Source organism: Agromyces cucurbitae, from assembly GCF_058349945.1.
Map to the genome: position 1 here is coordinate 562,288 of NZ_JBYRES010000004.1, position 21,883 is coordinate 584,170.

General features: G+C 72.4%; 19 protein-coding genes. 4 read left to right on the plus strand and 15 right to left on the minus strand.

The genetic code is table 11. The annotated features are described in order from the left end of the window. Position 1: 1 nt before the first annotated feature. The 13 genes from AC3RJ6_RS17040 to AC3RJ6_RS17100 form a co-directional block, all read right to left on the minus strand. Positions 2-1,408 (minus strand): sensor histidine kinase, encoded by a 1,407-nt coding sequence (locus AC3RJ6_RS17040; RefSeq protein WP_491428297.1) that lies wholly within the window; start codon positions 1,406-1,408, stop codon positions 2-4. A gap of 132 nt (positions 1,409-1,540) precedes the next feature. Then, positions 1,541-2,626 (minus strand): Rv2578c family radical SAM protein, encoded by a 1,086-nt coding sequence (locus tag AC3RJ6_RS17045; RefSeq protein ID WP_491428298.1) that lies wholly within the window; start codon positions 2,624-2,626, stop codon positions 1,541-1,543. 101 nt (positions 2,627-2,727) lie between these two features. Continuing rightward, on the minus strand, positions 2,728-4,509 hold the full coding sequence (locus tag AC3RJ6_RS17050) for an ABC-F family ATP-binding cassette domain-containing protein (protein ID WP_491428299.1): 1,782 nt from the start codon (positions 4,507-4,509) through the stop codon (positions 2,728-2,730). Between the two features lie 329 nt (positions 4,510-4,838). Continuing rightward, positions 4,839-6,317: a malate:quinone oxidoreductase gene (locus tag AC3RJ6_RS17055; RefSeq protein ID WP_491428300.1), complete on the minus strand. Its 1,479-nt coding sequence runs from the start codon at positions 6,315-6,317 to the stop codon at positions 4,839-4,841. A gap of 59 nt (positions 6,318-6,376) precedes the next feature. Next, complete coding sequence (locus AC3RJ6_RS17060; RefSeq protein ID WP_491428301.1) at positions 6,377-6,817, minus strand: VOC family protein; 441 nt, start codon at positions 6,815-6,817, stop codon at positions 6,377-6,379. 62 nt (positions 6,818-6,879) lie between these two features. Continuing rightward, on the minus strand, positions 6,880-7,881 hold the full coding sequence (locus AC3RJ6_RS17065; protein ID WP_491428302.1) for an N-acetylglucosamine kinase: 1,002 nt from the start codon (positions 7,879-7,881) through the stop codon (positions 6,880-6,882). Then, positions 7,878-9,134, minus strand: a complete 1,257-nt coding sequence (locus AC3RJ6_RS17070; RefSeq protein ID WP_491428303.1) for a family 4 glycosyl hydrolase — start codon at positions 9,132-9,134, stop codon at positions 7,878-7,880. Before AC3RJ6_RS17070 ends, AC3RJ6_RS17065 begins: the two co-directional genes overlap by 4 nt. 2 nt (positions 9,135-9,136) lie before the next feature. Continuing rightward, entirely contained in the window at positions 9,137-9,964 is an 828-nt protein-coding gene (locus AC3RJ6_RS17075) for a carbohydrate ABC transporter permease (RefSeq protein WP_491428304.1), read from the minus strand. Beyond that, positions 9,961-10,947: a carbohydrate ABC transporter permease gene (locus AC3RJ6_RS17080; protein ID WP_491428305.1), complete on the minus strand. Its 987-nt coding sequence runs from the start codon at positions 10,945-10,947 to the stop codon at positions 9,961-9,963. Before AC3RJ6_RS17080 ends, AC3RJ6_RS17075 begins: the two co-directional genes overlap by 4 nt. A 4-nt stretch (positions 10,948-10,951) precedes the next feature. Continuing rightward, positions 10,952-12,298, minus strand: a complete 1,347-nt coding sequence (locus AC3RJ6_RS17085; protein ID WP_491428306.1) for an extracellular solute-binding protein — start codon at positions 12,296-12,298, stop codon at positions 10,952-10,954. 94 nt (positions 12,299-12,392) lie between these two features. Continuing rightward, positions 12,393-13,577, minus strand: coding sequence for an ROK family transcriptional regulator (locus AC3RJ6_RS17090; RefSeq protein ID WP_491428307.1), 1,185 nt, complete (start codon positions 13,575-13,577; stop codon positions 12,393-12,395). A gap of 98 nt (positions 13,578-13,675) precedes the next feature. Further along, the gene (locus tag AC3RJ6_RS17095; protein WP_491428308.1) at positions 13,676-14,296 is read right to left on the minus strand and encodes a bifunctional 4-hydroxy-2-oxoglutarate aldolase/2-dehydro-3-deoxy-phosphogluconate aldolase; all 621 of its coding nucleotides are present in this window, start codon (positions 14,294-14,296) and stop codon (positions 13,676-13,678) included. Next, the gene (locus AC3RJ6_RS17100; protein WP_491428309.1) at positions 14,293-15,285 is read right to left on the minus strand and encodes a sugar kinase; all 993 of its coding nucleotides are present in this window, start codon (positions 15,283-15,285) and stop codon (positions 14,293-14,295) included. The genes AC3RJ6_RS17095 and AC3RJ6_RS17100 overlap by 4 nt, the downstream gene beginning before the upstream one ends. Before the next feature lie 76 nt (positions 15,286-15,361). On the opposite strand from AC3RJ6_RS17100, the gene AC3RJ6_RS17105 reads away from it, so the two are divergent. The 4 genes from AC3RJ6_RS17105 (at position 15,362) to AC3RJ6_RS17120 (ending at position 19,578) form a co-directional block, all read left to right on the plus strand. Then, positions 15,362-16,651 (plus strand): alanine racemase, encoded by a 1,290-nt coding sequence (locus AC3RJ6_RS17105; protein WP_491428310.1) that lies wholly within the window; start codon positions 15,362-15,364, stop codon positions 16,649-16,651. Between the two features lie 8 nt (positions 16,652-16,659). Next, positions 16,660-18,324 (plus strand): N-acyl-D-amino-acid deacylase family protein, encoded by a 1,665-nt coding sequence (locus AC3RJ6_RS17110; RefSeq protein WP_491428311.1) that lies wholly within the window; start codon positions 16,660-16,662, stop codon positions 18,322-18,324. A gap of 1 nt (position 18,325) precedes the next feature. Further along, positions 18,326-19,057, plus strand: a complete 732-nt coding sequence (locus AC3RJ6_RS17115; RefSeq protein ID WP_491428312.1) for an IclR family transcriptional regulator — start codon at positions 18,326-18,328, stop codon at positions 19,055-19,057. A 137-nt stretch (positions 19,058-19,194) separates the two neighbouring features. Continuing rightward, positions 19,195-19,578, plus strand: a complete 384-nt coding sequence (locus tag AC3RJ6_RS17120; protein ID WP_491428313.1) for a RidA family protein — start codon at positions 19,195-19,197, stop codon at positions 19,576-19,578. A 130-nt stretch (positions 19,579-19,708) separates the two neighbouring features. On the opposite strand, the gene AC3RJ6_RS17125 is transcribed toward AC3RJ6_RS17120, so the two are convergent. Together AC3RJ6_RS17125 and AC3RJ6_RS17130 are read right to left on the minus strand one after the other, a co-directional pair. Beyond that, positions 19,709-20,467, minus strand: a complete 759-nt coding sequence (locus AC3RJ6_RS17125; protein WP_491428314.1) for an SDR family NAD(P)-dependent oxidoreductase — start codon at positions 20,465-20,467, stop codon at positions 19,709-19,711. Further along, a complete protein-coding gene (locus AC3RJ6_RS17130; protein WP_491428315.1) occupies positions 20,457-21,881 on the minus strand; it encodes an ATP-NAD kinase family protein in 1,425 nt (474 codons plus the stop codon). Before AC3RJ6_RS17130 ends, AC3RJ6_RS17125 begins: the two co-directional genes overlap by 11 nt. Positions 21,882-21,883: the final 2 nt, after the last annotated feature.

The window sequence follows — 21,883 nt, forward strand, 5'->3', positions numbered from 1 at the left end:
ATCAGGCACCCCCCTCGGGAACGGTCAGCACGATCGTCGTGCCGATGCCCTTCGTCGACCACAGCCTGACCGTGCCCTCCTGCTGCTCGATGCGCGCTCGGATCGAGGTGCGCAGGCCGATGCGGTCGTCGGGCACGGCGGATTCGTCGAAGCCGACGCCGCTGTCCATGACGGCGACCGTCACCTCTCCCCCGCCGAGGCCCAGCGCGAGCTCGGCCTCGTCGACGCCCGCGTGGCGCGCGACGTTGATGAGGCACTGCGCGACGGCGGCGTCGAGTGCCTCGGCCCGCGCCGGGCCGAGCACGTGCAGCACCCCGACGTCGCCCGTGACGCGTACGGTGAGGCCGGCGTGCTCGGCCGCGGTGAACGCCTGCACGAGCCCCGCGGAGCCGTCGTCGGTCGACGTACCGGCGCCCGGGCCTTCCTGCGCGTGCGAGGCGGGGGCGGTCTGCGTCGACGAGCGTCTGGCCGCACCGCGACGCCGGCCGCGGCCGGTGCTGGTCGCGAGCGTGTCGTCGGCGCCGTCGGGGATGCCGCCGGCCGACCCGTTCCCGGCCGCGGCGACCGTCGTGCCCGCGCCGCCGGGTCTCGCGGCCACGGGCGCGGTGGGCCGCGCGGCCGCTCTCGTACCCGTCGTCGGCCCGGCGTGGTCGATGGCCCAGTCACGACCGACGATGAGGCCGAGGTCTTGCCTGATGCCGGCGCGGAGACGCTCGTCGACGGCACCCGAGCCGGCGGCGGCGATCGCGATGAGGTGACTGAGCGCCGTGTCGTGCAGTCGGGCGGTCGCCCGCAACTCGTAGTCGTGGCGGATCGCGAGCTCGCGCGTCTGCTGGCTCGCCCGGTGCAGCCCGGTCTCCTGTCGCGCGTCGGAACGTCGAGAGATGCCGTCGAAGACCCGCACCACGAGGAGGATGCCGAAGGCGGCGGCCGCGGCGGTGTTCGGCTGGTACACGCCGCCGACGATCGCGACGCCGAGGAACATCGCCGCCTCGCCGAGCGCGTATCCGAGGGTCGCCCACACGATCGCGATGAGCGACCCGGTGCCGGCGCCGCCGACGAGCAGCAGCGCGATGCGGGGCAGGGCGAGCAGGGCGTTGTTCGTCGACTCGAAGCCGCCGGGTCGCATGATGATCACGGTGAGCGCGATGACGACGCCGGTGCCGACAGCGAGCGCGAGCACCGTGAGCGTGACCGTGGGGAAGCGCGCGACGGCGGCCAGAGCGAGTGCCATGACCGCGGAGAACGCGGCGCCCGCCCAGCCGCCGGGGGCATCGCCGACGGTCGCGACGATGATGCCGACCGACATCGAGATGGCGAGGCACGCGAAGGCGGCGCAGTGGCCGGCGAAGGCGAGCGCGCGGCTCAGGCTGTCGCGTGCGAGGTGCCCCGGCAACCCCAGGCTCATCGTGAACCTCCACAACTCGCGACGCCGGCCCGATCACGCCATCTGGATCGGGCTCTGCGAATTATCCCAGTTCTGCGCGCTTCCGCGCATCCGGGCAGGTTCGCGATCGTGTTCGCGCACGGTGACGGTCGCTCAGAACAGCATCGCGGGATCGCTCGGCGCCGCGATCTCGAGCGGGAGTTCGGCGCCCGACCGCGGTGCCGACGGACGTGTGCCGCCGCGCAGTGCGGATGACCGGACTCCGCCCGTGACCGGGTCTTCCATGCCGCGGGTGAGGCCGTGCGCACGGATGAGCGGCTGCATGCGCTGCCCGAGCCACCGCCGGTACTCCTTCGGCGCATAGGCGTTGTTGCCGTAGTACATCGACCGGTATTTCGAGACGAGTTCTGGGTGTTCGCGCTCGAGCCACTGCATGAACCACGGCTTCACGGCACCGCGCAGGTGCAGCGCCGTGTACAACACGCTCGAGGCGCCCGCCGCCTTGGCTTGCCGGAGCGCCTCGTCGAGATGCGCCCTGGTGTCGGTGAGGTACGGCAGGATCGGCATGAGGAAGACCGCGCAGTCGAGACCGGCCTCGCGCACCGCGGTGACCGTCGCGAGCCTCGCCTTCGTCGAGGGCGTGCCCGGCTCGATCGACTGCTGCAGCTCGTGGTCGTAGACCGCGATCGACATCGCGACGTCGACGGTCACGTGTTCGGCGGCCGCCGCGATCTTGGGCAGGTCGCGCCGCAGCAGTGTGCCCTTCGTCAGGATGCTGAACGGCGTGCCGCTCGTCGTGAGCTCGTCGATGATGCCCGGCATGAGCTCGTAGCGACCCTCGGCCCGCTGGTACGGATCGGTGTTCGTTCCGAGCGCGACCGACTCGTGCCGCCACGACGGACGCGCGAGCTCGCGCCGCAGCACCTCGGCGACGTTCACCTTCACGATGATCTGCCGATCGAAGTCGTCGCCCGCGTCGAGGTCGAGGTAGCTGTGGGTCGGGCGGGCGAAGCAATAGACGCACGCGTGACTGCACCCCCGATAGGGGTTGATGGTCCACCCGAACGGCATCATCGACTGGCCCGGCACCCGGTTCAGCGCCGACTTCGCGAGGATCTCGTGGAAGGTGATGCCCGCGAACTCGGGCGTCTGCACCGAGCGCACGAGGTTGTTGAGCCGTGCGAGGCCGGGCAGCGCGTCGACCTGGTCGACACCCAGTTCCTGCCCGCTCCACCTCACCGATCCATTCGAACATGTATTCGAATCGTGCGCAACCTGATGTCTGAATTCCTCGAACGACGGGGTGGATGCCTCGGGGCGACGCCGAGGCATCCACCGGGTCAGCCCGTGACCGAGGTCGGCACGGCGGCCCCCGCGTGCAGCTCGAGCCGCTCCCCCGCCCACCGCCGGCGCAGCCAGCGGTCGTGGCTCGCGATGACGACCGCCCCGGGGTAGCCGCCGAGCGCGTCCTCGAGGTCGGTCGCGAGTGCGAGCGAGAGGTGGTTCGTCGGCTCGTCGAGCAGGAACACGTGCGGCGGCCGTGCGATCACGAGCGCGAGCGCGAGGCGTCGCTGCTGCCCGACCGAGAGCGCCCCCACCGGCCGATCGAGGTCGCGCAGGGCGATGAGCCCCAGGCCCGCGAGCGGCACCTGTTCGGCCCGCCGCTCGCCGAGCACCCGCTCGTACAGGGCGCGCGGGGTCGCCGAGGGGTCGGCGAAACGCACGTCCTGCTCGAGCAGCTGCACGCGGAGGCCCTTGCGCCGCCGCAGCGTGCCGCGGTCGGGCGCGAGCTCGCCCGCGAGCACGCCGAGCAGGGTCGACTTGCCCGCGCCGTTCGCACCGGTGACGAGCAGCCGGGCGAGCGGCGCGAGGTTCAGCTCATCGATGCGCAGGCGCCCCTCGACGACGACGTCGCCGAGCTGCACGAGCGAGCCGGCCTCGTCCTCGAGTGCGTGCGACCCCGTCGGGATGCCCGCGAACGCGAGCGGTGCCGGCGGCTTGGGCAGCTGCTCGCGCTCGAGCACCTCGAGGCGCTGCTCGGCGTTGCGCACCCGTCGGGAGACCGTACGGGCGACGTTCTCGCCCTTGAAGTGCCGGATGTACTTGTCGTTGTCGGTCGCGGCCCGCCCGTAGGCGACGTTGCGCGCGGTCTCGGCGACGGCAGCGCGGAGACGCTTCAGCTCCTCCTGCTCGTCGTCGTACTGGTGCTGCCAGCGCGTGCGCTCATCGGCCTTGACCGCGAGGAACTCGCTGAACCCGCCGCCGAACACCGTGCCGCCCGACGCACTCAGCACGTCGCCCCGGTTGACGTTGCGACGGCCCACCCCGTCTCGCCCGATGCCCTCGGCGGCCGCGTGCGCCGCGGCGATCGCGCCCTGCCGGCCCGGGTCGAGGTCGATCAGGCCCGTGGCGGCCCGGTCGAGGAAGGCGCGGTCGTGGCTCGCGAACAGCACGGGCCCCCGCCAGGCGCGAAGCCGAGACTCGAGGAAGTCGGCCGCGTCGTCGTCGAGGTGGTTCGTGGGCTCGTCGAGCAGCAGCCCCTCGGGAGCCGACAGCAGCAGCGCCGCGAGGGCGAACCGCGAGCGCTGCCCGCCCGAGAGCTCGTCGATGCGCCGGTCGAGCGAGAGTCCGGCGACGCCGAGCCCCTCGAGCAGCTCGTCGCGTCGCGACTCGGCCGACCAGACCTCGGCCCGCTCGGCCGCGTCGAGCGCCGCCGAGTACCGGGCCGATGCCGCATCGGCATCGTCGGCGCCGAGCGCGGCGGCCGCGTCGTCGAGCTCGCGCTCGATCGCGCGGACCTCGGCGAGGGCCGCCTCGAGCACGAGCCCGACGCGCTCGTCGGGGGCGAACGGGACCTCCTGTTCGAGGAGCCCCGTGCGGCGCGGCCGCGTCAGCCTGCCCGAGACGGATGCCTCGTCGGGAAGCCCGACGGACGAGGCATCCGTACCCCCGGCGAGCAGCCTGAGGAGCGTCGACTTGCCCGCCCCGTTCTCGCCGATGAGGCCGACCCGCTGGCCGGGTGCCACGGAGAAGCCGAGATCGGTGAAGATGCGCCGATCGGGATAGGAGACCGAGAGTCCGTCGGCCCGGAGATGGTTGGAAGTGGAAAGCTGTACCGGCATGGGAGACCGCCCTTCGCGGGAGGCCTCCGAACGGTCGACGCCCTGGCGGCGACAGGCGGTTCACCCGGCGCACCGGCGACGGGCGACGCTCGCGCGTCGCCCCGCATGCCGGCCGCGGTCGCGGCGACCGTTCGGAGGCGGAGAGTGGAGTCCCGCCGGGCATTGCCGAGATGGGTGCGCACAGCGCCGTCGCGATCAGTGGAGGTTCGTCAACCTCACGAGCACACCCGTTGTCTACGGCGCCTCAGGCGCGGGACGATGGGATGTACTCACTTCATAGCGGGAACGACCGTAGCAGACGGTCGTTCCCGAACGCAAGGGCGGGGTGCTCAGGCCGTGAGGCCGAGCACCTCGGCGGTCGACTTCAGCGACGCCTCGGCGGCCGCCGGGTCGTCGGAGAGGCGCGTGCCGTAGCTCGGGATCATCTCGCGCAGCTTCGGCTCCCACTCGGCGATGCGGTCGGGGAAGCAGCGGCCGAGCAGGTCGAGCATGATCGGCGCGGCCGTCGAGGCGCCCGGCGAGGCGCCGAGCAGGCCCGCGATCGTGCCGTCGGCTCCCGTGATGACCTCGGTGCCGAACTGCAGCACGCCGCCCTTCTTGCCGTCCTTCTTCATCACCTGCACGCGCTGGCCCGCGGTGATGAGCTCCCAGTCGCCGGTCTTGGCCGTGGGCATGAACTCGCGCAGCGCCTTCATCTTCTTCTCGCGGTTCGCCATGAGCTCGCCGACGAGGTACTTGACGAGGTCGAAGTTCTTGAGCCCGACCTGGATCATCGGCCAGATGTTGTGCAGGCGGATCGAGAACGGCAGGTCGAACCACGTGCTCGTCTTCAGGAACTTCGGCGTGAAGCCGGCGTAGGGCCCGAACAGCAGCGCCGTCTCGCCGTCGACGACGCGGGTGTCGAGGTGCGGCACCGACATCGGCGGGGCGCCCACCGCGGCCTTGCCGTAGACCTTGGCCTGGTGCTGGGCGACGATCTTGGGGTCGGTCGTGCGGAGGAACTGGCCTGAGATCGGGAACCCGCCGAAGCCCTTGATCTCGGGGATGCCCGAGTGCTGCAGGAGCGCGAGCGCGCCGCCGCCGGCCCCCACGAACACGAAGCGCGCGCGCACGGTCTTCGGGGTGTTGCCGACGGTGTGGCGCAGCCGCAGCTTCCACGTGCCGTCTTTCTGGCGCTTGAGCCAGGTGACCTGGTGGTTCGTCTGGATCGACGCGCCGCGCCGCTCCATGTCCTCCATGAGGTACTTCGTGAGCGCGCCGAAGTCGACGTCGGTGCCCGCCTCGATGCGGGTCGCGGCGACTCGCGCCTTCGGGTTGCGCTTCTTCGCGAGCAGCGGGGTCCACTCGGCGATGCGCTCGAGGTCTTCGGTGTACTCGAGGTCGGGGAAGAGCGGCTGGTCCTTCAGCGCCGCGACGCGCTTGCGCAGGTACTCGATGTTGGCCGCGCCGCGCACGAAGGTCATGTGCGGGGTGGAGTTGATGAAGTTGTTCGGCTCGGGCAGCGCGCCCTGCGCGACGAGGTAGGCCCAGTACTGGCGGCTCACCTGGAACTGCTCGTTGATCGAGACGGCCTTCGCGGCGCTCACGCTGCCGTCGGGGTTCTCGGGCATGTAGTTGAGCTCGCAGAGGGCGGCGTGACCGGTGCCGGCGTTGTTCCACGCGTTCGAGGACTCCTGCGCCACCTCGCCGAGACGTTCGTAGAGGCGGATCGTCCAATCGGGCTGCAACTGGGAGATCAGGGAGCCGAGCGTCGCGCTCATGATGCCCCCGCCGATCAGCACGACGTCGACGGTTTCCTCTGAATTCACGGATTCCAGTCTAGATGGGCGCAGAGGGTGCCCTTGACCGCGCTACGCTACGCTGCGCGTCAGCCCAGCTGCGGCAGCCCCCGCTCGTCGAGCGGCCAGCCGGGGTTGTGCGCGAGCTCCCACAGGTTGCCGTCGAGGTCGGCGACGTACCCGCTGTAGCCGCCCCACTCGGTCTCGGCCGGCGCCTTCGAGATCGACCCGCCCGCGAGCACCCAGTCGCCGACCGCGTCGTCGACCTCTTCGCGCGACGAGAGGTTGATGGCGAGCGCCACGGCCCGGAACCCGGGGGCATTGGCATGGAACGTGGGCAGCGCCGCATCTTTCGCGAGCTCCGCCGTCTCCCACAGGGCGACGACGCCGCCGGGCGTCGCGAAGAAGGCGATCTCGCCCGGCACCGACGACTTGGCCTCGTGCCAGCCGAGCCGGTGGTAGAACGCGGTCGCCGCCTCGACGTCGGCGACGCCCAGGGTCACGAGTGAGAAGCGCTGCGGGATGCTCATGGGGCGAGCGTACGCCCCGCCGCCGACGCCGTCACGTGCCGCGATCCGCCGACCCGGTCGGTTCAGGCGTCGAGGAGCACCTCGTCCGGGGCGGTCGCGGCCGACACCGCGGCCCGTGCCCGCACGAGCTCGGCGCCGTCGGCGCCCGCGGCGGCGAGGCCGAGCAGCGCCGCGCCGACGATGGGCGCCTCGTCGACGATGCGCACGCGGGCGAGCGGCGCGACCGCCGCGAGATCGGCACGGATGCCGCTGAGCAGGCGCTCATCTCCCGACCGGGCGATGCCGCCGCCGAGCACGACCGGCACCGCGCGGTCGAGCAGCCCGAGTCGGGTGAGGCAGGCCCGGGCGAAGTCCGCGAGCTCGGTCGCCTGACGCTCGACGAGGGCGATCGCGACCGCGTCGCCCGCCGTCGCCGCGGCGAACACGGCCGGGGCGAGGTCGATCAGCTCCGAGGCATCCCGATCGCCGAGATGCAGGCCCTCGATCAACTCGCCGACGGAGCCGACGCCGAGGCGCCGCTCGATCTCGCCGACGAGGGCCGTCGCCGGGCCGCGCCCGTCGACGGCGCGCGCGGCGTGCCACAGCACCTCCTCGCCGAGGCCCGATCCGCCGCCCCAGTCACCCGACAGGTGACCGAGCGAGGGGAATCGCACCTCGGCGCCGTCGGCGCGAAGCCCGATCGCGTTCACGCCCGTGCCGCAGACGATCGCGACGGCGTCGGGTTCGTCGGTTCCGGCGCGCAGGAGGGCGTAGAGGTCGTTGTCGACCGTGAGCGACGCCGCCGCCCAGTCGTGCCCGGCGACGGCCGTCCGGTAGCGAGCGATCTCGATCGGCAGGTCGAGGCCCGAGAGGTACAGGCCCGCGTGCGCGACCCGCCGCTCCCCCGCGACCGCCCGCACGAGCGCGTCGACGACCGCGACCGACGCCTCGAGTCCCTCGAAGTGCGGGCTCGAGCCGGGGCCGCGGCGATGGGCGATGACCGTGCCGTCGAGCTCGAGCGCGACGGCGTCGGTCTTGGACCCGCCGCCGTCGACCGCCACCACGATCGGGGCGTCGGGGGTCACGCCCACTCCAGGAAGCGCGCATTCTCGGCGAGGAGCAGGTCGGTCAACCGTTCGGCGCGATCGTGCTGCAGCACGAGCGGATGGGCCCGCATCGCCCGCAGCACGCGGTCGCGACCGCCGTGCACGGCCGCGTCGAGCGCGAGACGCTCGTAGCCCGCGACCGCGGCGACGAGCCCAGCGAGGTCGTCGGGCAGCGCCGCGACCGGCTCCGCGACGAATCCGCCGTCTCGGAACAGGGCGGGCACCTCGATGACGTGGTCGTCGGGCAGGAACGGGAGCACCCCGTCGTTGCGCAGGTTCACCACTCGGGCGCGATCGGCGCCGCCGCGCATCGCCGCGAGCAGCTCGATCGCCGCCTCCGAGTAGAACGCACCGCCGCGGCCCTCGAGTGCCGCGGGCTTCTCGTACTGCGAGTCGTCGGCGTAGAGCTCGAGCAGCTCCCGCTCGATCGCCTGCACCGCCTCGGCGCGGGTGGGCTCCGCGAGCTGTTCGCGCAGCACCTCGTCGTGCGCGTAGTAATAGCGCAGGTAGTACGAGGGCACGACGCCGAGCTGGGTGAGCAGCTCGGGCGCGAGGTGCACCTCGCCGGCGAGGTCGCCGAGCCGGCCGGCGAGCAGCTCGGGCAGCCGATCGCGACCGTCGATCGTGACGCTGCGCTCCCACGTGAGGTGGTTGAGCCCGACGTGGCCGAGGTGCACGCGGTCGTGCTCGACGCCGTAGAGCGACGCGTACCGGCGCTGGAACCCGATCGCGACGTTGCAGAGTCCGACCGCGCGATGACCCGCCTCGAGGAGGCCCCGGGTCACGATGCCGACGGGGTTCGTGAAGTCGATGATCCACGCGTCGGGCGCGGCGTGCCGGCGCACCGCCTCGGCGATGCGCAGCACGACGGGAACGGTGCGGAGGGCCTTCGCGAGCCCGCCGGGGCCCGTCGTCTCCTGCCCGATGCAGCCGACCTCGTGCGGCCAGGTCTCGTCGGCGTGGCGCGCGTGCTGCCCGCCGACGCGCAGCTGCACGAGCACGGCGTCGGCATCGGCGACCCCCGCGACGAGGTCGGTCGTGGCGACGACCCGGGCCGGGTGGCCGGCGTGCGCCAGCATGCGCCGCGACATCCCGGCGACGAGCGAGAGCCGCGCCTCGTCGGGATCGACGAGGCGCACCTCCTCGAGCGGGAGAGTCTCGCGCAGGCGCGCGAAGCCGTCGATGAGCTCGGGCGTATAGGTCGAACCTCCGCCGATGATGGCGAGCCTCATGGTCACCCCTTCACTCCGGTCATGGTGATGCCCTCGACGAAGACGCGCTGGGCGAAGAAGAAGACGAGCACGACGGGCACCGTGACGAGCAGCGTCATCGCCATCGTGAGGCCCCAGTCGGTGCCGTGGATGCCCCGGAACGAGGCGAGGCCGTACGCGACCGGCCACGCCGACGAGTTCTCGGACGTGTACAGGAGCGGACCGTAGTAGTCGTTCCAGGAGTGGAAGAACATGAAGATCGCGGTCGCGGCGATGCCGGGCTTCGCCATCGGCACCATCACTCGCGTGAGCACGCCCCACTCGCCGTTGCCGTCGATGCGCGCGGAGTCCGCGTACTCGGCGGGAATGGTGAGGAAGAACTGCCGCAGCAGGAAGATCGAGAACGCGTCGCCGAGCAGGTTCGGCAGGATGAGCGGCCACAGCGTGCCGGTGAGGCCGAGCTGCGACCACATGACGTAGATCGGGATCGCCGTCACCTGCGGCGGCAGGAGCATCGCGATGATGATGGCCGTGAAGACCAGGTTCGCGCCGCGGAAGCGGATCTTCGCGAGGACGTAGGCGGCCGGAACGCTCGAGACCAGCATGAACGCCGTGGCGAGGACGGCGTAGAACGTCGAGTTGCCGAACCACAGCGCGAGCGGCACCTCGGTGAACGCCTTCGTGTAGTTCGACCACTGGAACGGGTCGGGCCAGAACGAGGCCGTGAGCGTCTGCTCACTGGACATGAGCGACGTGAGCCCGACGAAGACGATCGGGGCGACGAAGAGGATCGCGAGCGCGACGAGGAGCGCGTTCTCGGCGATCCAGGCGAGGGTCGAGCGGATTCTCATGCGGCGTTCTCCGGGGTGAAGGCCTTGAACCGTCGCAGCAGGAGCACGAGCAGCACGCTCGCCACGACGAACAGGATGACCGCGAGCGCCGACGCGTATCCGAGCTGGTAGTTCGCGAAGCCGCGCACGTACAGCCACTGCGTGTAGGTGAGCAGGGAGTTGTCGGGGTAGCCGAGCGCCGAGCCGGTGCCCTCGCCGACGACCGCCTTGCCATTGGCGACCGTCGAGGCGACGGCCGCCTCGGTGAAGTACTGGAGTGCCGCGATGACGCCCGTGATGACCGCGAACAGCAGCACGGGGCGGATGTTCGGCAGCGTCACGTAGCGGACCTGCTGGAACCCGTTGGCACCGTCGAGCGAGGCGGCCTCGTACTGCTCGCGCGGAACGTCGAGCAGCGAGGCCAGGAAGATGATCATGATGTCGCCCATCACCCAGATGCCGAGGATCACGAGGGACGGCTTCGACCAGGCCGGGTCGTTGAACCACAGCGGTCCGGGGATGCCGAAGAGCTTCAGCACCTGGTTGACGGGACCAGTGCCCGGGTTGAACAGGAACACGAATGCGACGACCGAGGCGACGGGCGGCACGAGCGCGGGCAGGTAGAAGATCGTGCGCCAGACGCCGGCGACGCGCTTCGCCCGCACGAGGAGCCCGGCGATGCCCAGGGCGAAGATGATCTTGATCGGCACGAGGAAGACCACGAACCAGAGGGTGTTGAGGGTCGCGACCCAGACCTTCGGGTCCTGCGTGAACAGGTAGGTGTAGTTGCGGAGTCCGATCCACTCGGGCGGCGACACGAGGTCGTAGCGCGTGAACGAGTAGTAGACCGAGGCCACGAGCGGGTAGACGAAGAAGATCGCGAGGCCGAGCAGGGCGGGCGCGAGCATCGACAGGACGACGAGGTTGCGCCGTCGGCGAGGCCCGCGGGGGCGGGCGACGGTCGCCGTCGCCCGCCCCCGGGCAGTGCGTACTGCAGTGGTCACCGGACTACGGACCGGTCACGAGGGCGAGCTGGTCGTTGATCGCCGTGTCGACGTCGTCGAGGCCCGCCTGCAGGTCGTCGACCGAGCCGTCCTGGTAGGTGTTCCAGAAGTCCTGGAACGTCTGCTGGTATCCGGCGCCGAGCGGGCTCGGCGGCGTCGTCGACGAGTTCGGGTCCTTCATGATGTCGAGGAAGGTCGTGAACTGGTCGGGCAGGTCGAGGTCGGGGCTCGCGAGCGCGTCGGCCGTCGTCGGCACGTTCTTCAGCCCGTTCGCGAGCTTCACGATCGCATCGGTGTCGGTGGTCAGGTACTTCAGCAGCGCCCAGGCGAGCTCGGGCTGCTTCGACCCCTTCGAGATGCCGGCGATGTTGCCCGTGATGTACCCGGCGCCGTACAGGTCGTCCTTGCCGTCGAGCACGGGCATGGGCGCGGTTCCGTAGTTCAGGTCGGGAGCCTGGTCGGCGATGAACGCCGTGCGGTACTCGCCGTCGAGGTTCATCGCGACGGAGCCCTTCTGGAAGGCGTTGTCGGCCGAGAACTCCTGGCCGAGCCCCGAGGTGAAGGTGTTCAGCTTGTCGTAGCCGATCTTCTGGACGTAGGCCTCCTGCCACTCCATGAGCTCGTTCCACGTGCCCGACGAGCCGACCGCACTCGTGCCGTCGTCGTTGAGCCACACGCCGCCGGCCATCGGCCCGTAGTGCGCGGCCGAGTTCTCGGCCCAGCCCATCATCGGGTTGAAGCCGAGCGTCTTGATGCTGCCGTCGTCATTGTAGGTCGTGAGCGCGTCGGCCATCGTCTCGAGCTCGCCGAGCGTCTTCGGCGGCTCCGAGAAGCCGGCCGCGCTCAGCAGGTCCGTGTTGTAGTACAGGCCGTACGCGTCGGCGAGCACGGGCATCGAGCACCGCACGCCGTCGAACTCGGTGTAGCTCTTCACGATGTCGGGGAACTGCCCGAGGTCGACGCCGTCGCGTTCGATGACGTCGCCCAGGTCGCGGAACGCCCCGGTCGAGCAGAAGTTGCCGACGATGTCGGTCGAGTAGCTGAGGCCGAGGTCGACCTTGCTGCCCGTCGCGATCGCCTTGCGGAGCTTCTCGTCGTCCTGGCCGGAGTGGACCTCGACCGTCACACCGGGGTTCTCCTGCTCGAAGTCGTCGACGACGGACTGGATGACATCGGCCTCCCGGTCGGAGAAGAAGTGCCAGAAGGAGACGGTTCCCTCGAGCTCCTTCGGCGCGGTCGTGGCGAAGTCGGTGCCGCTCGTGTCGGACGAGCAGCCGGACAGCGCGAGCGCTGCGGCGGTGGCGAGGGCCGTCGCGATCGCGACGGTGCCGGCCAGTGATCGATTTCTCATGATGTCCTCATTGGTGCGGTTGATGCGGGTGGGATACGTGTGCAACTGCGGTGGTGCGTTCGTTCACGGGTGCAACTGAGGTGGTGCGTTCGTCTCACGCGATGAGGGAACTGACGTCGTCGAGGAGCGATGCACGCACCTCGGCGACGAGTCGGTCGCGGGCGCCGCGGAGCACGGGATGCTCCTCGACGCTCGTCGCGACGACGTCGGGTGACCAGCGCGTCGTGCGCCGGAGGGCGGACCGCACGGCGTCGGCGAGGGCCTTGCCGCCGGCCGCTCCGGTCGGTCCGCCGAGCACGACGAGCCCGGGGTCGACGAGTGCGGCGAGCGGGGCGATGCCGAACGCGATGCGCTGCGCGAGCTCGGCGATCGCGGCGTCGCGCCCGGGCGCCGTCGCGAGCCGGTCGAGCCGCTCGGCCGTCGTGCGGCCCGCGACGCCGTTCGCGCGGAGCACGCGACCGACGGCCGGACCGCCCATGAGGTCCTGCAGATCGTTCGCCGCGGGATCGATCGCGGCGGCCGCGGCGGGCACCGCGAGGTAGCCGATCTCGCCCGCGCTGCCGCCGGCGCCGCGCACGAGCTCCCCGTCGAGGTCGATCGTGACCCCGAGGCCGTTGCCCATCCAGAGCAATGCGAAGCCGGGCGTGCCCGCGCCGGCGCCGCGCGTGCGTTCGGCGATCGCCGCGAGGTTCACGTCGTTCTCGATCGTGACGATGCGCTGCAGGCTGTCTTCGAGGCCGCCTCGGATGCCGCGGCGGGGCCAGCCGGGCAGCGCCTCGGCGAACGCGAGCTCGTCGGTGCGGGCGTCGACGGCGCCCTGCACGCCGATCATGACGCGCCGCACGCGATCGGGATCGATGCCCGCCGCCTCGGACGCCGTCTCGATCGCCCAGACGACGTCGCCGTGCGCGGTGCGCGCACCACCGGGCTGTTTCGCCGGACGCTCGACCACCGGGTGGTCCTCGCCGGAGGCATCGACCGCCGCCGCGCGGATGGTCGTCGCCGTCACGTCGACCGCGACGCCGTAGACCAGGTCGGTGCGGGCCGCGTAGCCGGCCGCGTTCGGCCCTCGCCCGCCCGAGACCTCGCCGACGACGTGGATCAGTCCGGCCCCCTCGAGACGCGACACGATCTGGGATGCCGTCGGCTTCGAGAGGCCCGACAGCTCCCCGATGCGGTTGCGGGTGAGCACACCGTGCTCGAGCAGCAGCGCGAACGCGGTGCGGTCGTTGACCGCGCCCAGCCATGCCGGCGTGCCCTGCAGCGACTTCGCGCCCATCCGTGCTCCTTCGCATCGGGGAATGGGGCAAATGTAACAGGAAACTTTCTTGATAGTAAGAGCAGGTGACGGATCGACGGCCCGAGCCGCCCTCGCGTCTACTCGGAGCGGGCGGCGAGCAGCGCGGCGAGCGCGTGAAGCTGCTCGGGGTCTTCGAGCGCCGACCCGACCGCGACGGTGCGGACCCCCCGGGCGAGGAAGACGCCGGCGTTCGAGGCATCCATGCCACCCGTCGCGACGAAGCGGGCCGCCGGGAAGGGGCCGGACATCGCCGCGAACCAGGCGGGCCCGAGCAGCGACGCGGGGAACGCCTTCAGCCAGGTGAGGCCGAGTGCCATCGCCTGCTGCACCTCGGTCGCGGTGGCGACGCCCGGCAGGGGCGGCAGGCCCGCCTCGAACGACGCCCGCACGATCCGCTCGTCGAAGCCGGGGCTCACCGTGAATGCGGCTCCCGCGGCGGCGGCCTGCTCGACGTGGCGCTCGGCCACGACGGTGCCGGCGCCGACGATGCGGCCCTCGGCGCGACCGGCGTCGACCACGGCGGCGAGCGCGTCGACGTCGGCGTCCGACTGGATCGGCAGCTCGACGACGTCGATGCCGAGCGACCAGGCCGTGCGGGCGAGCTCGAGGCTGCGCTCGACGCCGAGGCCGCGGAAGATCGCCATCAGCGGCCGTTCGGCGAGGAGGGTGTCGAACGCGGTGTTCTCGATGCGGGTCATGGCTGCGGCCTCTCGATGCTCGGGTCGGGCGTGGTCGAACGGGCGGCGCCCGCCCCGGCTGCGGCACGGTCGGCGGCGGGGATGCCGCGTGGGAAGTCGCTCGTCTCGCCGAGCACGAGCACGGCGCGGTCGTGGCCCGCGCGCAGCCGCTCGGCCGGTCCGCGGCCCGCGAGGAGGGCCGCGAGGTAGCCGGCGGCGAACGCGTCGCCCGCGCCGACGGCCTCGACGACCTCGACCGCGTGCGCGGCGACGTGCGACTGCTCGTCGACGCCGTCGTCGGCGCGCGCGAACTCGGTCGCGCCGACGTCGCCGTCCTTCACCACGAGCAGGTCGGGTTCGGGCAGGAGGGCACGCACCTCGGCCGGGCTCGCGGTCGCCCAGAGACGCGCCGCCTCGTCGAGTCCGACGAAGACGAGGTCGGCGGCCGCCGCGAGCGCGCGGAGTCGCCCGGCGGCGGCCTCGAGCGACGGCCACAGCGCCGCGCGGTGGTTCACGTCGAAGCTCACGATCGCCGGGGTCGCGGCGACGCGTGCGATCAGGGTGTCGAGCATGGCGTCGCAGTCGCCCGAGAGCGCCGCCGTGATGCCGCTGAGGTGCACCACACGCGAACCGTCGAGCGGCAGGCGTTCGGCGAACTCGGGCGACATGCGCGAGGCGGCCGAGCCGGCGCGGAAGTACTGCACGCCGTTGCCCGGGTCTTTCACGTAGAGCCCGGTGGGCGCGCCGGCGTCGCATTCGACGAACCGGGTGTCGACCCCGCGCGCCGCGAGTTGCGCGACGAGCCGTCGGCCGAGCGCGTCGTCGCCGACCCGACCCGCCCACGCGGCTGCGCGCCCGAGCGCGGCGAGGTGCGAGGCGACGTTCGACTCGGCGCCGGCGGCGTCGACGTGGAAGTCGACGGCCCGCTCGAGCGGCTCCGCGCGCGCGGGCGCCACGAGCGCCATGGTCTCGCCGACGGCGACGATCTCGGGCTGCGGGGCGGCGGTCACGGGTCTATGCTGACCGGTGTGCAACCGTTGCGCAAACGTGTTGCAGTATTCGCAACAGGCAGAAGGAGCACGCCGGATGACCCGTCTCACGCCGCTCGCCGAGACCGCCGACGCCCGCCTCGACGCGAGTGACAAGGGGCTGCCCACCCGCGCGGCGGGGCTCACCGTGCGCGAGTTCCTCGCGACCTCGCCCCGGCTCGGCGAGTTCTGGACGCCGCTCATCGCCCTCGACCGGGCCGCGCTCGAGCACAACGCCGCGACGATCCAGCGCTGGTGCGCCGAACGCGGACTCGAGCTCATGCCGCACGGCAAGACGACGATGGCGCCGGCGCTCTGGCGCCTGCAGCTCGACGCGGGTGCGACCGGGCTGACGCTCGCGACGCCCGGGCAGGTGCGCGCGGCCCGATCGTTCGGGGTCCGTTCGATCATGCTCGCGAACGCGCTCGTGGCGGCCGACGCGCTCGCCTGGGTCGCGGCCGAGCACGCCGACCCCGAGTTCGAGTTCTGGTCGTGGGCCGACTCGATCGAGACCGTCGAGGCGATGGAGCGCGGGCTCGCCGCGGCGCCCGAGGCCCCGAGGCGCCCCCTCGCGGTGCTCGTCGAGCTCGGCGCCGGCGGCGGCCGCACGGGCGCGCGCGGCCTCGACGAGGCGATCGAGATCACCCGCCGCGTCGCCGACTCCCCCGCACTCCGGCTCGCCGGGGTCGCCGGGTACGAGGGCAGCCTCGGCCACGACCGCTCGTCGGTCGCGGTCGCCGCCGTGCGCGACTACCTCGCCGACCTGCTCGAGCTCCACGACATCGTGCGGGGGCTCGCCGATCCGGCCGAAGGGCCGCTCGTCGTCACCGCCGGCGGCAGCGCGTACCTCGACCTCGTCGCCGACGTGTTCGGGCCCGAGATCGAGGCGCACGACGCGGTGCACGACACCCGCTGGGTGCTGCGCTCGGGCGCGTCGCTCGTGCACGACGACGGCTTCTACCGGGGCATCTCGCCGATCGACTCCGAGCTCACCGCCGCGATGCGCGGGCACGCCCGCGTGGTTTCGCACCCCGAGCCCGCCCTCGCGCTGCTCGACGGCGGCAAGCGCGACCTGCCGTACGACGAGGGCCTGCCCGTGCCGCTCGGCGTCGCCGCCGCACCCGGCGCAGACGTGCGACCGCTCGGCGAGGCATCCGTCACCGCGGTCAACGACCAGCACGCGTACCTGCGGGCGGAGCCGGGCGGCGAGCTGCCGGTCGGCATCGGCGACGTCGTGGTGCTCGGGCTCTCGCACCCGTGCACGGCGTTCGACAAGTGGCGGTGGATCCCCGTGGTCGACCACGCCGGCAGCGACCTCGTCGTCGACCTCGTGCGCACGTACTTCTGAGGCGCGCCGTGTCGGTACTGATCACGAACGCGCGCGTCGTCGACGCGGCCGGCGAGCGGGCCGGGCTGCACGACGTGCTGCTCGAGGGCGGGCGGATCGCCGCGGTCATGGCGGCATCCGTCGGTCGAGCGGGCGCGCAGCGCCGTATCGAGACCACGGATGCCTCGGACGCGGGTGGTCTCGCTACGCGCTCCGCGCGACTCGACCGACCGGGATCGACGGTCATCGACGCCGCCGGTCGCCTGCTCATGCCGGGATTCGTCGACGCGCACTCGCACGCCGACGCGGCGGTCTTCGACCCCGACGTGCAACTCGCCCTGCTCCGCCAGGGCGTGACGACCGTGATCGGCGGCCAGGACGGCGTCGGCTTCGCCCCCGGCGACGGCGGGTACGGCACCGAGTACTTCGCGGCGATCAACGGGCGGCACCCTCGCCACCCGGGCGGCGGCATCGCGCAGCTCCTCGCCGGCTACGACGGCGCGACCGCCCTCAACGTCGCGACGCTCGTGCCCGCCGGCACCGTGCGGTTCGCGGTGATGGGCCGCTCCACCGCAGCCCCGACCGGCGCCGAGCTCGACGAGATGCGCGAGCTCGTGGCATCCGGCCTCGCCGACGGCGCCGTGGGGCTGTCGACCGGACTCGACTACGTGCCCGGCGTCTTCGCCGACGCCGCCGAGCTCGCAGAGCTCGCCCGCCCGGTCGCGCAAGCGGACGGCGTGTACGTCTCGCACATGCGCGGCGGATACGAGGCGAACTCGGCCACGGGCATCGACGAGGTCGCCGCCATCGCCGCGGCGAGCGGGGTCCGGGTGCACGTGTCGCACTTCCACGCCGAGCCCGCGATCGTGCGGCGCGAGCTCGACCGGCTCGCCGATGCCGGCCTCGACGCCACCTTCGACGCCTACCCCTACACGCGCGGCTGCTCGATCCTCGCCATGCCGATCCTGCCCGCATCGCTCACCGTGCGTCCTGCCGCCGAGGTGCTGGGCGTGCTCGCCGACCCCGCCGCGCGCGCTCGGCTGCGGGGCGACTGGTTCCCGACGATCACGGCATACGCGAGCCTCGGCCCCGACTGGCCAGGCATGCTCACCCTCGCGCACGTCGCCGCCCCCGAGTACGACTGGGCGCACGGGCTCACCCTCGCCGAGGGCGCGGCGCAGGCGAGCGCACGCACGGGCGTCGAGGTCGACGCGATCGACTTCGCCCTCGACGTGCTCGTGGCCTCGCGGCTCGAGGTCAACGTCGTGATGGCGGTGCAGCACGAACGCAGCGATGCCGAGCTCGCCGCGATCCTGTCGACGCCCGAGGCGATCGGCGGCTCCGACGGCATCTTCATCGGCCGGCACCCGCATCCGCGGGCGCGCGGCTCGTTCGCGCGGTACCTCGCACTCCTCGTGCGCGAGCAGGGGGCGATGGGCTGGCCGGATGCCGCGGCCCTCGTCTCCGCGCGCGCCGCGCGCCGCTTCGGCCTGGGCGGTCGTGGCGCCGTGCGCGAGGGTGCGATCGCCGACCTCGTGCTCGTCGACCCGGCCCGGGTCGGTGCTCGCGCCACCTACGCGGCACCGCTCCGCCTCGCCGAAGGCATCGACGACGTCTTCGTCGCGGGCGTGCCCGTGCTCACCGGCGGCGAGCTCACCGGCGCGACGCCGGGAACGGGAATCCGGAGGGCATGACATGTCGCAGAGCGTGACCCGCGCAGCCGGCATCATCGACGCGATCGCCGCCGCCCCGCGCACCGTCGCCGAGCTCGCCGAGGAGTTCGGCCTGCACCGGTCGACGATGTTCCGCGAGCTGCAGGCGCTCGAGGCCGTCGGCTGGGTGCGCAAGCGCGGCTCGGGCCGCTACACCCTCGGCACCCACCTCGCCACGCTCTCGAAGCAGGCGCTCGACTCCCTCGACCTGCGCGAGGCGGGCTCCGAGCACGTGCGACGGCTGCAGCGCCGCACGGGCAACACCGTGCACCTCGCCGCCCTCATGGACCGCTCGATCGTCTACGTCGACAAGGCCGAGGACGAGTCCGGCGTGCGCATGTACTCGCGCATCGGCCGGGCGGTGATCCCCTACTGCTCGGCAGTGGGCAAGGCGATCCTCGCCGACCTCGACCGGGCCGGCCGCGACGCCGTGCTCGACGGCGTCGTGTGGCAGCGCTACACCGACCTCACGATCGACTCGCGCGAACGGCTCGACCGCGAGCTCGCACTCGTCTCGGCCCGCGGCTACGCGACCGACGACCGCGAGTTCGAGGCGTTCGTGAACTGCATCGCGGTGCCCATCCGCAGCTCGATGGGCATCGTCGGTGCACTGTCGGTCACGGCGATCCGCATGGTCGCCGACCTCGACCGGCTGAAGGCCGACCTGCCCGCCATGCGGGAGACCGCCGAGCTCATCTCGCGAGAACTCGGCTGAACCGGATGTCGTCTCGTCGCACTCTGACACTGATGCCGATTCGGCATCAGTGTCAGAGTCGCGCGGCCGTGCACCCCCGCGCATCCCGAATCATCATCTCCACCACCGTCCGACCGAACCCACAGGAGGAAACCCCGATGTCCAAGACCGCCGTCACCCTCTCGAACGCGCCGAAGCCCGCGGGCCCGTACAGCCACGGCGTCGTCGCCAACGGATTCCTGTACACCGCGGGCTTCGGCCCGCAGGACCCGGCGACGGGCCTCGTCGTCGAGGGCGGTGTGAAGGAGCAGACCCGCCAGGTGCTGCGCAACATCGGCGCCGTGCTCGCCGAGTACGGGCTCACCCACGACGACGTCGTGAAGGTGACGGCGCACCTCGAGGACCTCGCCGACTTCGCCGAGTACAACGAGGCCTACGCCGAGTTCTTCACCGAGCCGTACCCCGTGCGCACGACCGTCGGCTCGCGCCTCGCCGACATCCTCGTCGAGATCGACGTCGTCGCAGCCATCCCGCAGGGCTGACCGCGCCCCTGCCCGCTGGTCGAGGAGCGCCCGACGAAGGAGGACGCGTCTCGAGACCTGGTCACCCGGTCTCGAGACGCGTCGCCGCTGCGCGTCGGCGCTCCTCGACCTGCGGAGCGGTCGACGACCGCTACGCGATCCCGCCGCCGTCGACGACGAGCGCCGAACCCGTGACGTAGCTCGACTCGTCGCTCGCGAGCCACACGACGGCCGACGCGATCTCGCGCGGCTCGCCCATGCGGCGCAGCGGCCGGTCGGCGGCCTCGGCGAGGAACCCGTCCTCGGCCTGGCCGAGCTGGCGGGCCTCGTCGCGCAGCATGCCCGTGTTCACGTCGCCCGGGTTCACCGAGTTCACGCGGATGCCCTGCGGGCCGTGGTCGATCGCGAGCGCGCGGGTCATGTTGACGACGGCGCCCTTCGAGGCGCAGTACGAGATCGCCCGGCCGCCGCCCTTGAGGCCCCAGCCCGAGCCGGTGTTGACGATCGAGCCGCCGCCCGCGGCCGCCATGATCGGCACGACGTGCTTGCACATGAGGAAGATCGAGCGCACGTTGACGCCGAACACGCGGTCCCATTCCTCGACCGTCGTCTCGACCGCGGTCGTGCGCCGGATGATTCCCGCGTTGTTGAAGACGACGTTCACGCCGCCGAACTCGTCGACCACGCTCGCGACGACCCGTTCGATGTCGGCCTCGCTCGAGACATCCGCCCCGATCGCGACGGCCGTGCCGCCCGCAGCACGGATCTCGTCGGCGACCGCCTGCGCGGCTTCGAGGTTCAGGTCGACGACGGCGACCTTCGCGCCCTCGGCGGCGAGGGCGATCGACGTCGCGCGGCCGATGCCGCCCGCGCCGCCCGTGACGATGGCCTGCTTGTTCTCAAGGCGCATGGCCTTCTCCTTCGGTTCGGGGGTGGAGGATGAACGGTCGGTCGAGTATGGCGGAGCCCGTATCGAGACCATCCGGGTCGTGGTCGGATGCCTCGGCGTCGGGCGCCTGCACAGGGTAGACGCTCGTCGTCGACGGGCCGGTGATCACGCGCGCGAAACCGGCGAGGCGCGCGTCGACGCGGGGGTCGCCGGTGTCGACGAGCAGGGGGCGCCCGCCGAGGTCGATGAGCTTCTGCTCGGGCGCGACGACGACCAGGGGGTCGTCGTCGAGCAGGCGCAGCACGCGCGCGGAGAGCTGCTGGTTGCCCCGGCCGAGCAGGAATCCCTGCCCGCCGATGACGCTCACGACGGCCCGTGCCGGTCCGCGCGAGACCTCGTCGACGAGGTCGTGCTCGCTCGCGCCGGCGCGCACAACGCGGCCGTCGAGCACGACGTCGACGCCGAGGGGCGTCTTCTCGACGCCGAGCTCGCGGGCGACCTCGGACATCGTGCCGCCCGGCCCGAGCAGGTACCGGATACCCGGGCGCATCGCACGAACGGCCCCGCGCGCCGCCGCGGCGACCGCGGCGTGCTCGCTCACGGGCGTCGCCGCCTTGCGCGACTGCGTGCGGCCGGCGCGGTAGGGCACGGGCATCGTGCCGTAGAGCCGGGGCTCGACGCGGGCGCGCCGCATGGCGGCCTCGTCGATGTCGATCACCTCGCGCTCCTGCACGGGCAGGGGCGCCGTCGTGGATGCCTCGAGCCACGCCGCGGCGAGCGCACCGGCCGCCCGCGGACTCACGGCGAACACCGGCGAGTACATCTTGACGCCCGCCGGGATGCCGAGGGCGGCGACACCCCCGTCGGTCGAGTAGGCGTGCAGCGCCGTATCGAGACCACTGCTGCGGGTGGTCTCGATACGCGATGACTCCGTCGCCGCTACTCGACCGACCGGCTGCAGTCCCGCGGCGACGTCGCGGGCGGTGCCGTCGCCGCCGGCGAAGAGCACGAGGGTCGCGCCGGCGTCGACGAACGCGCGCACGGCGGCCGTCGTGTCGGCGGGCGTCGTCTCGAACGCGGATGCCTCGGCGCCGGCGCCGCTCGGCCGGTAGACGACGCGCGACTCGAGGCCGGCGGCGCGCACCGCGTCCTCCCCCATCGGCCCTGCGGCGGTGAGGACGACCGGGCGACCGTCGGTCGAGGAGGCGCGCAGCGCCGTATCGAGACCACCGGCCGGGTTTCGAGACGGTCGCTGCGCTCCCTCCTCAACCCGCGAGATCGTCGCGATGACCTCGAGCGCCGTCCGGGCGCGCTCGCCGGCGTGCGGGCGGGCGCCGCGCTCGGCGGCCTCCGCCTGCACGGCCGCGCCGTCGGAGCCGGCGAGCCCAGCAGGACCCCCGACCCCGGCGACGGGGTTCACGACGAGGGCGAGCATGC

Excerpts from the sequence above, each read along its gene's own strand:
- AC3RJ6_RS17070 (WP_491428303.1), bottom strand. The coding sequence starts at position 9,134 with ATGAGGCTCGCCATCATCGGCGGAGGTTCGACCTATACGCCCGAGCTC.
- AC3RJ6_RS17130 (WP_491428315.1), bottom strand. The coding sequence starts at position 21,881 with ATGCTCGCCCTCGTCGTGAACCCCGTCGCCGGGGTCGGGGGTCCTGCT.
- AC3RJ6_RS17075 (WP_491428304.1), bottom strand. The coding sequence starts at position 9,964 with ATGAGAATCCGCTCGACCCTCGCCTGGATCGCCGAGAACGCGCTCCTC.
- AC3RJ6_RS17085 (WP_491428306.1), bottom strand. The coding sequence starts at position 12,298 with ATGAGAAATCGATCACTGGCCGGCACCGTCGCGATCGCGACGGCCCTC.
- AC3RJ6_RS17060 (WP_491428301.1), bottom strand. The coding sequence starts at position 6,817 with ATGAGCATCCCGCAGCGCTTCTCACTCGTGACCCTGGGCGTCGCCGAC.
- AC3RJ6_RS17105 (WP_491428310.1), top strand. The coding sequence starts at position 15,362 with ATGACCCGTCTCACGCCGCTCGCCGAGACCGCCGACGCCCGCCTCGAC.
- AC3RJ6_RS17120 (WP_491428313.1), top strand. The coding sequence starts at position 19,195 with ATGTCCAAGACCGCCGTCACCCTCTCGAACGCGCCGAAGCCCGCGGGC.
- AC3RJ6_RS17095 (WP_491428308.1), bottom strand. The coding sequence starts at position 14,296 with ATGACCCGCATCGAGAACACCGCGTTCGACACCCTCCTCGCCGAACGG.
- AC3RJ6_RS17050 (WP_491428299.1), bottom strand. The coding sequence starts at position 4,509 with ATGCCGGTACAGCTTTCCACTTCCAACCATCTCCGGGCCGACGGACTC.
- AC3RJ6_RS17040 (WP_491428297.1), bottom strand. The coding sequence starts at position 1,408 with ATGAGCCTGGGGTTGCCGGGGCACCTCGCACGCGACAGCCTGAGCCGC.
- AC3RJ6_RS17090 (WP_491428307.1), bottom strand. The coding sequence starts at position 13,577 with ATGGGCGCGAAGTCGCTGCAGGGCACGCCGGCATGGCTGGGCGCGGTC.
- AC3RJ6_RS17125 (WP_491428314.1), bottom strand. The coding sequence starts at position 20,467 with ATGCGCCTTGAGAACAAGCAGGCCATCGTCACGGGCGGCGCGGGCGGC.
- AC3RJ6_RS17115 (WP_491428312.1), top strand. The coding sequence starts at position 18,326 with ATGTCGCAGAGCGTGACCCGCGCAGCCGGCATCATCGACGCGATCGCC.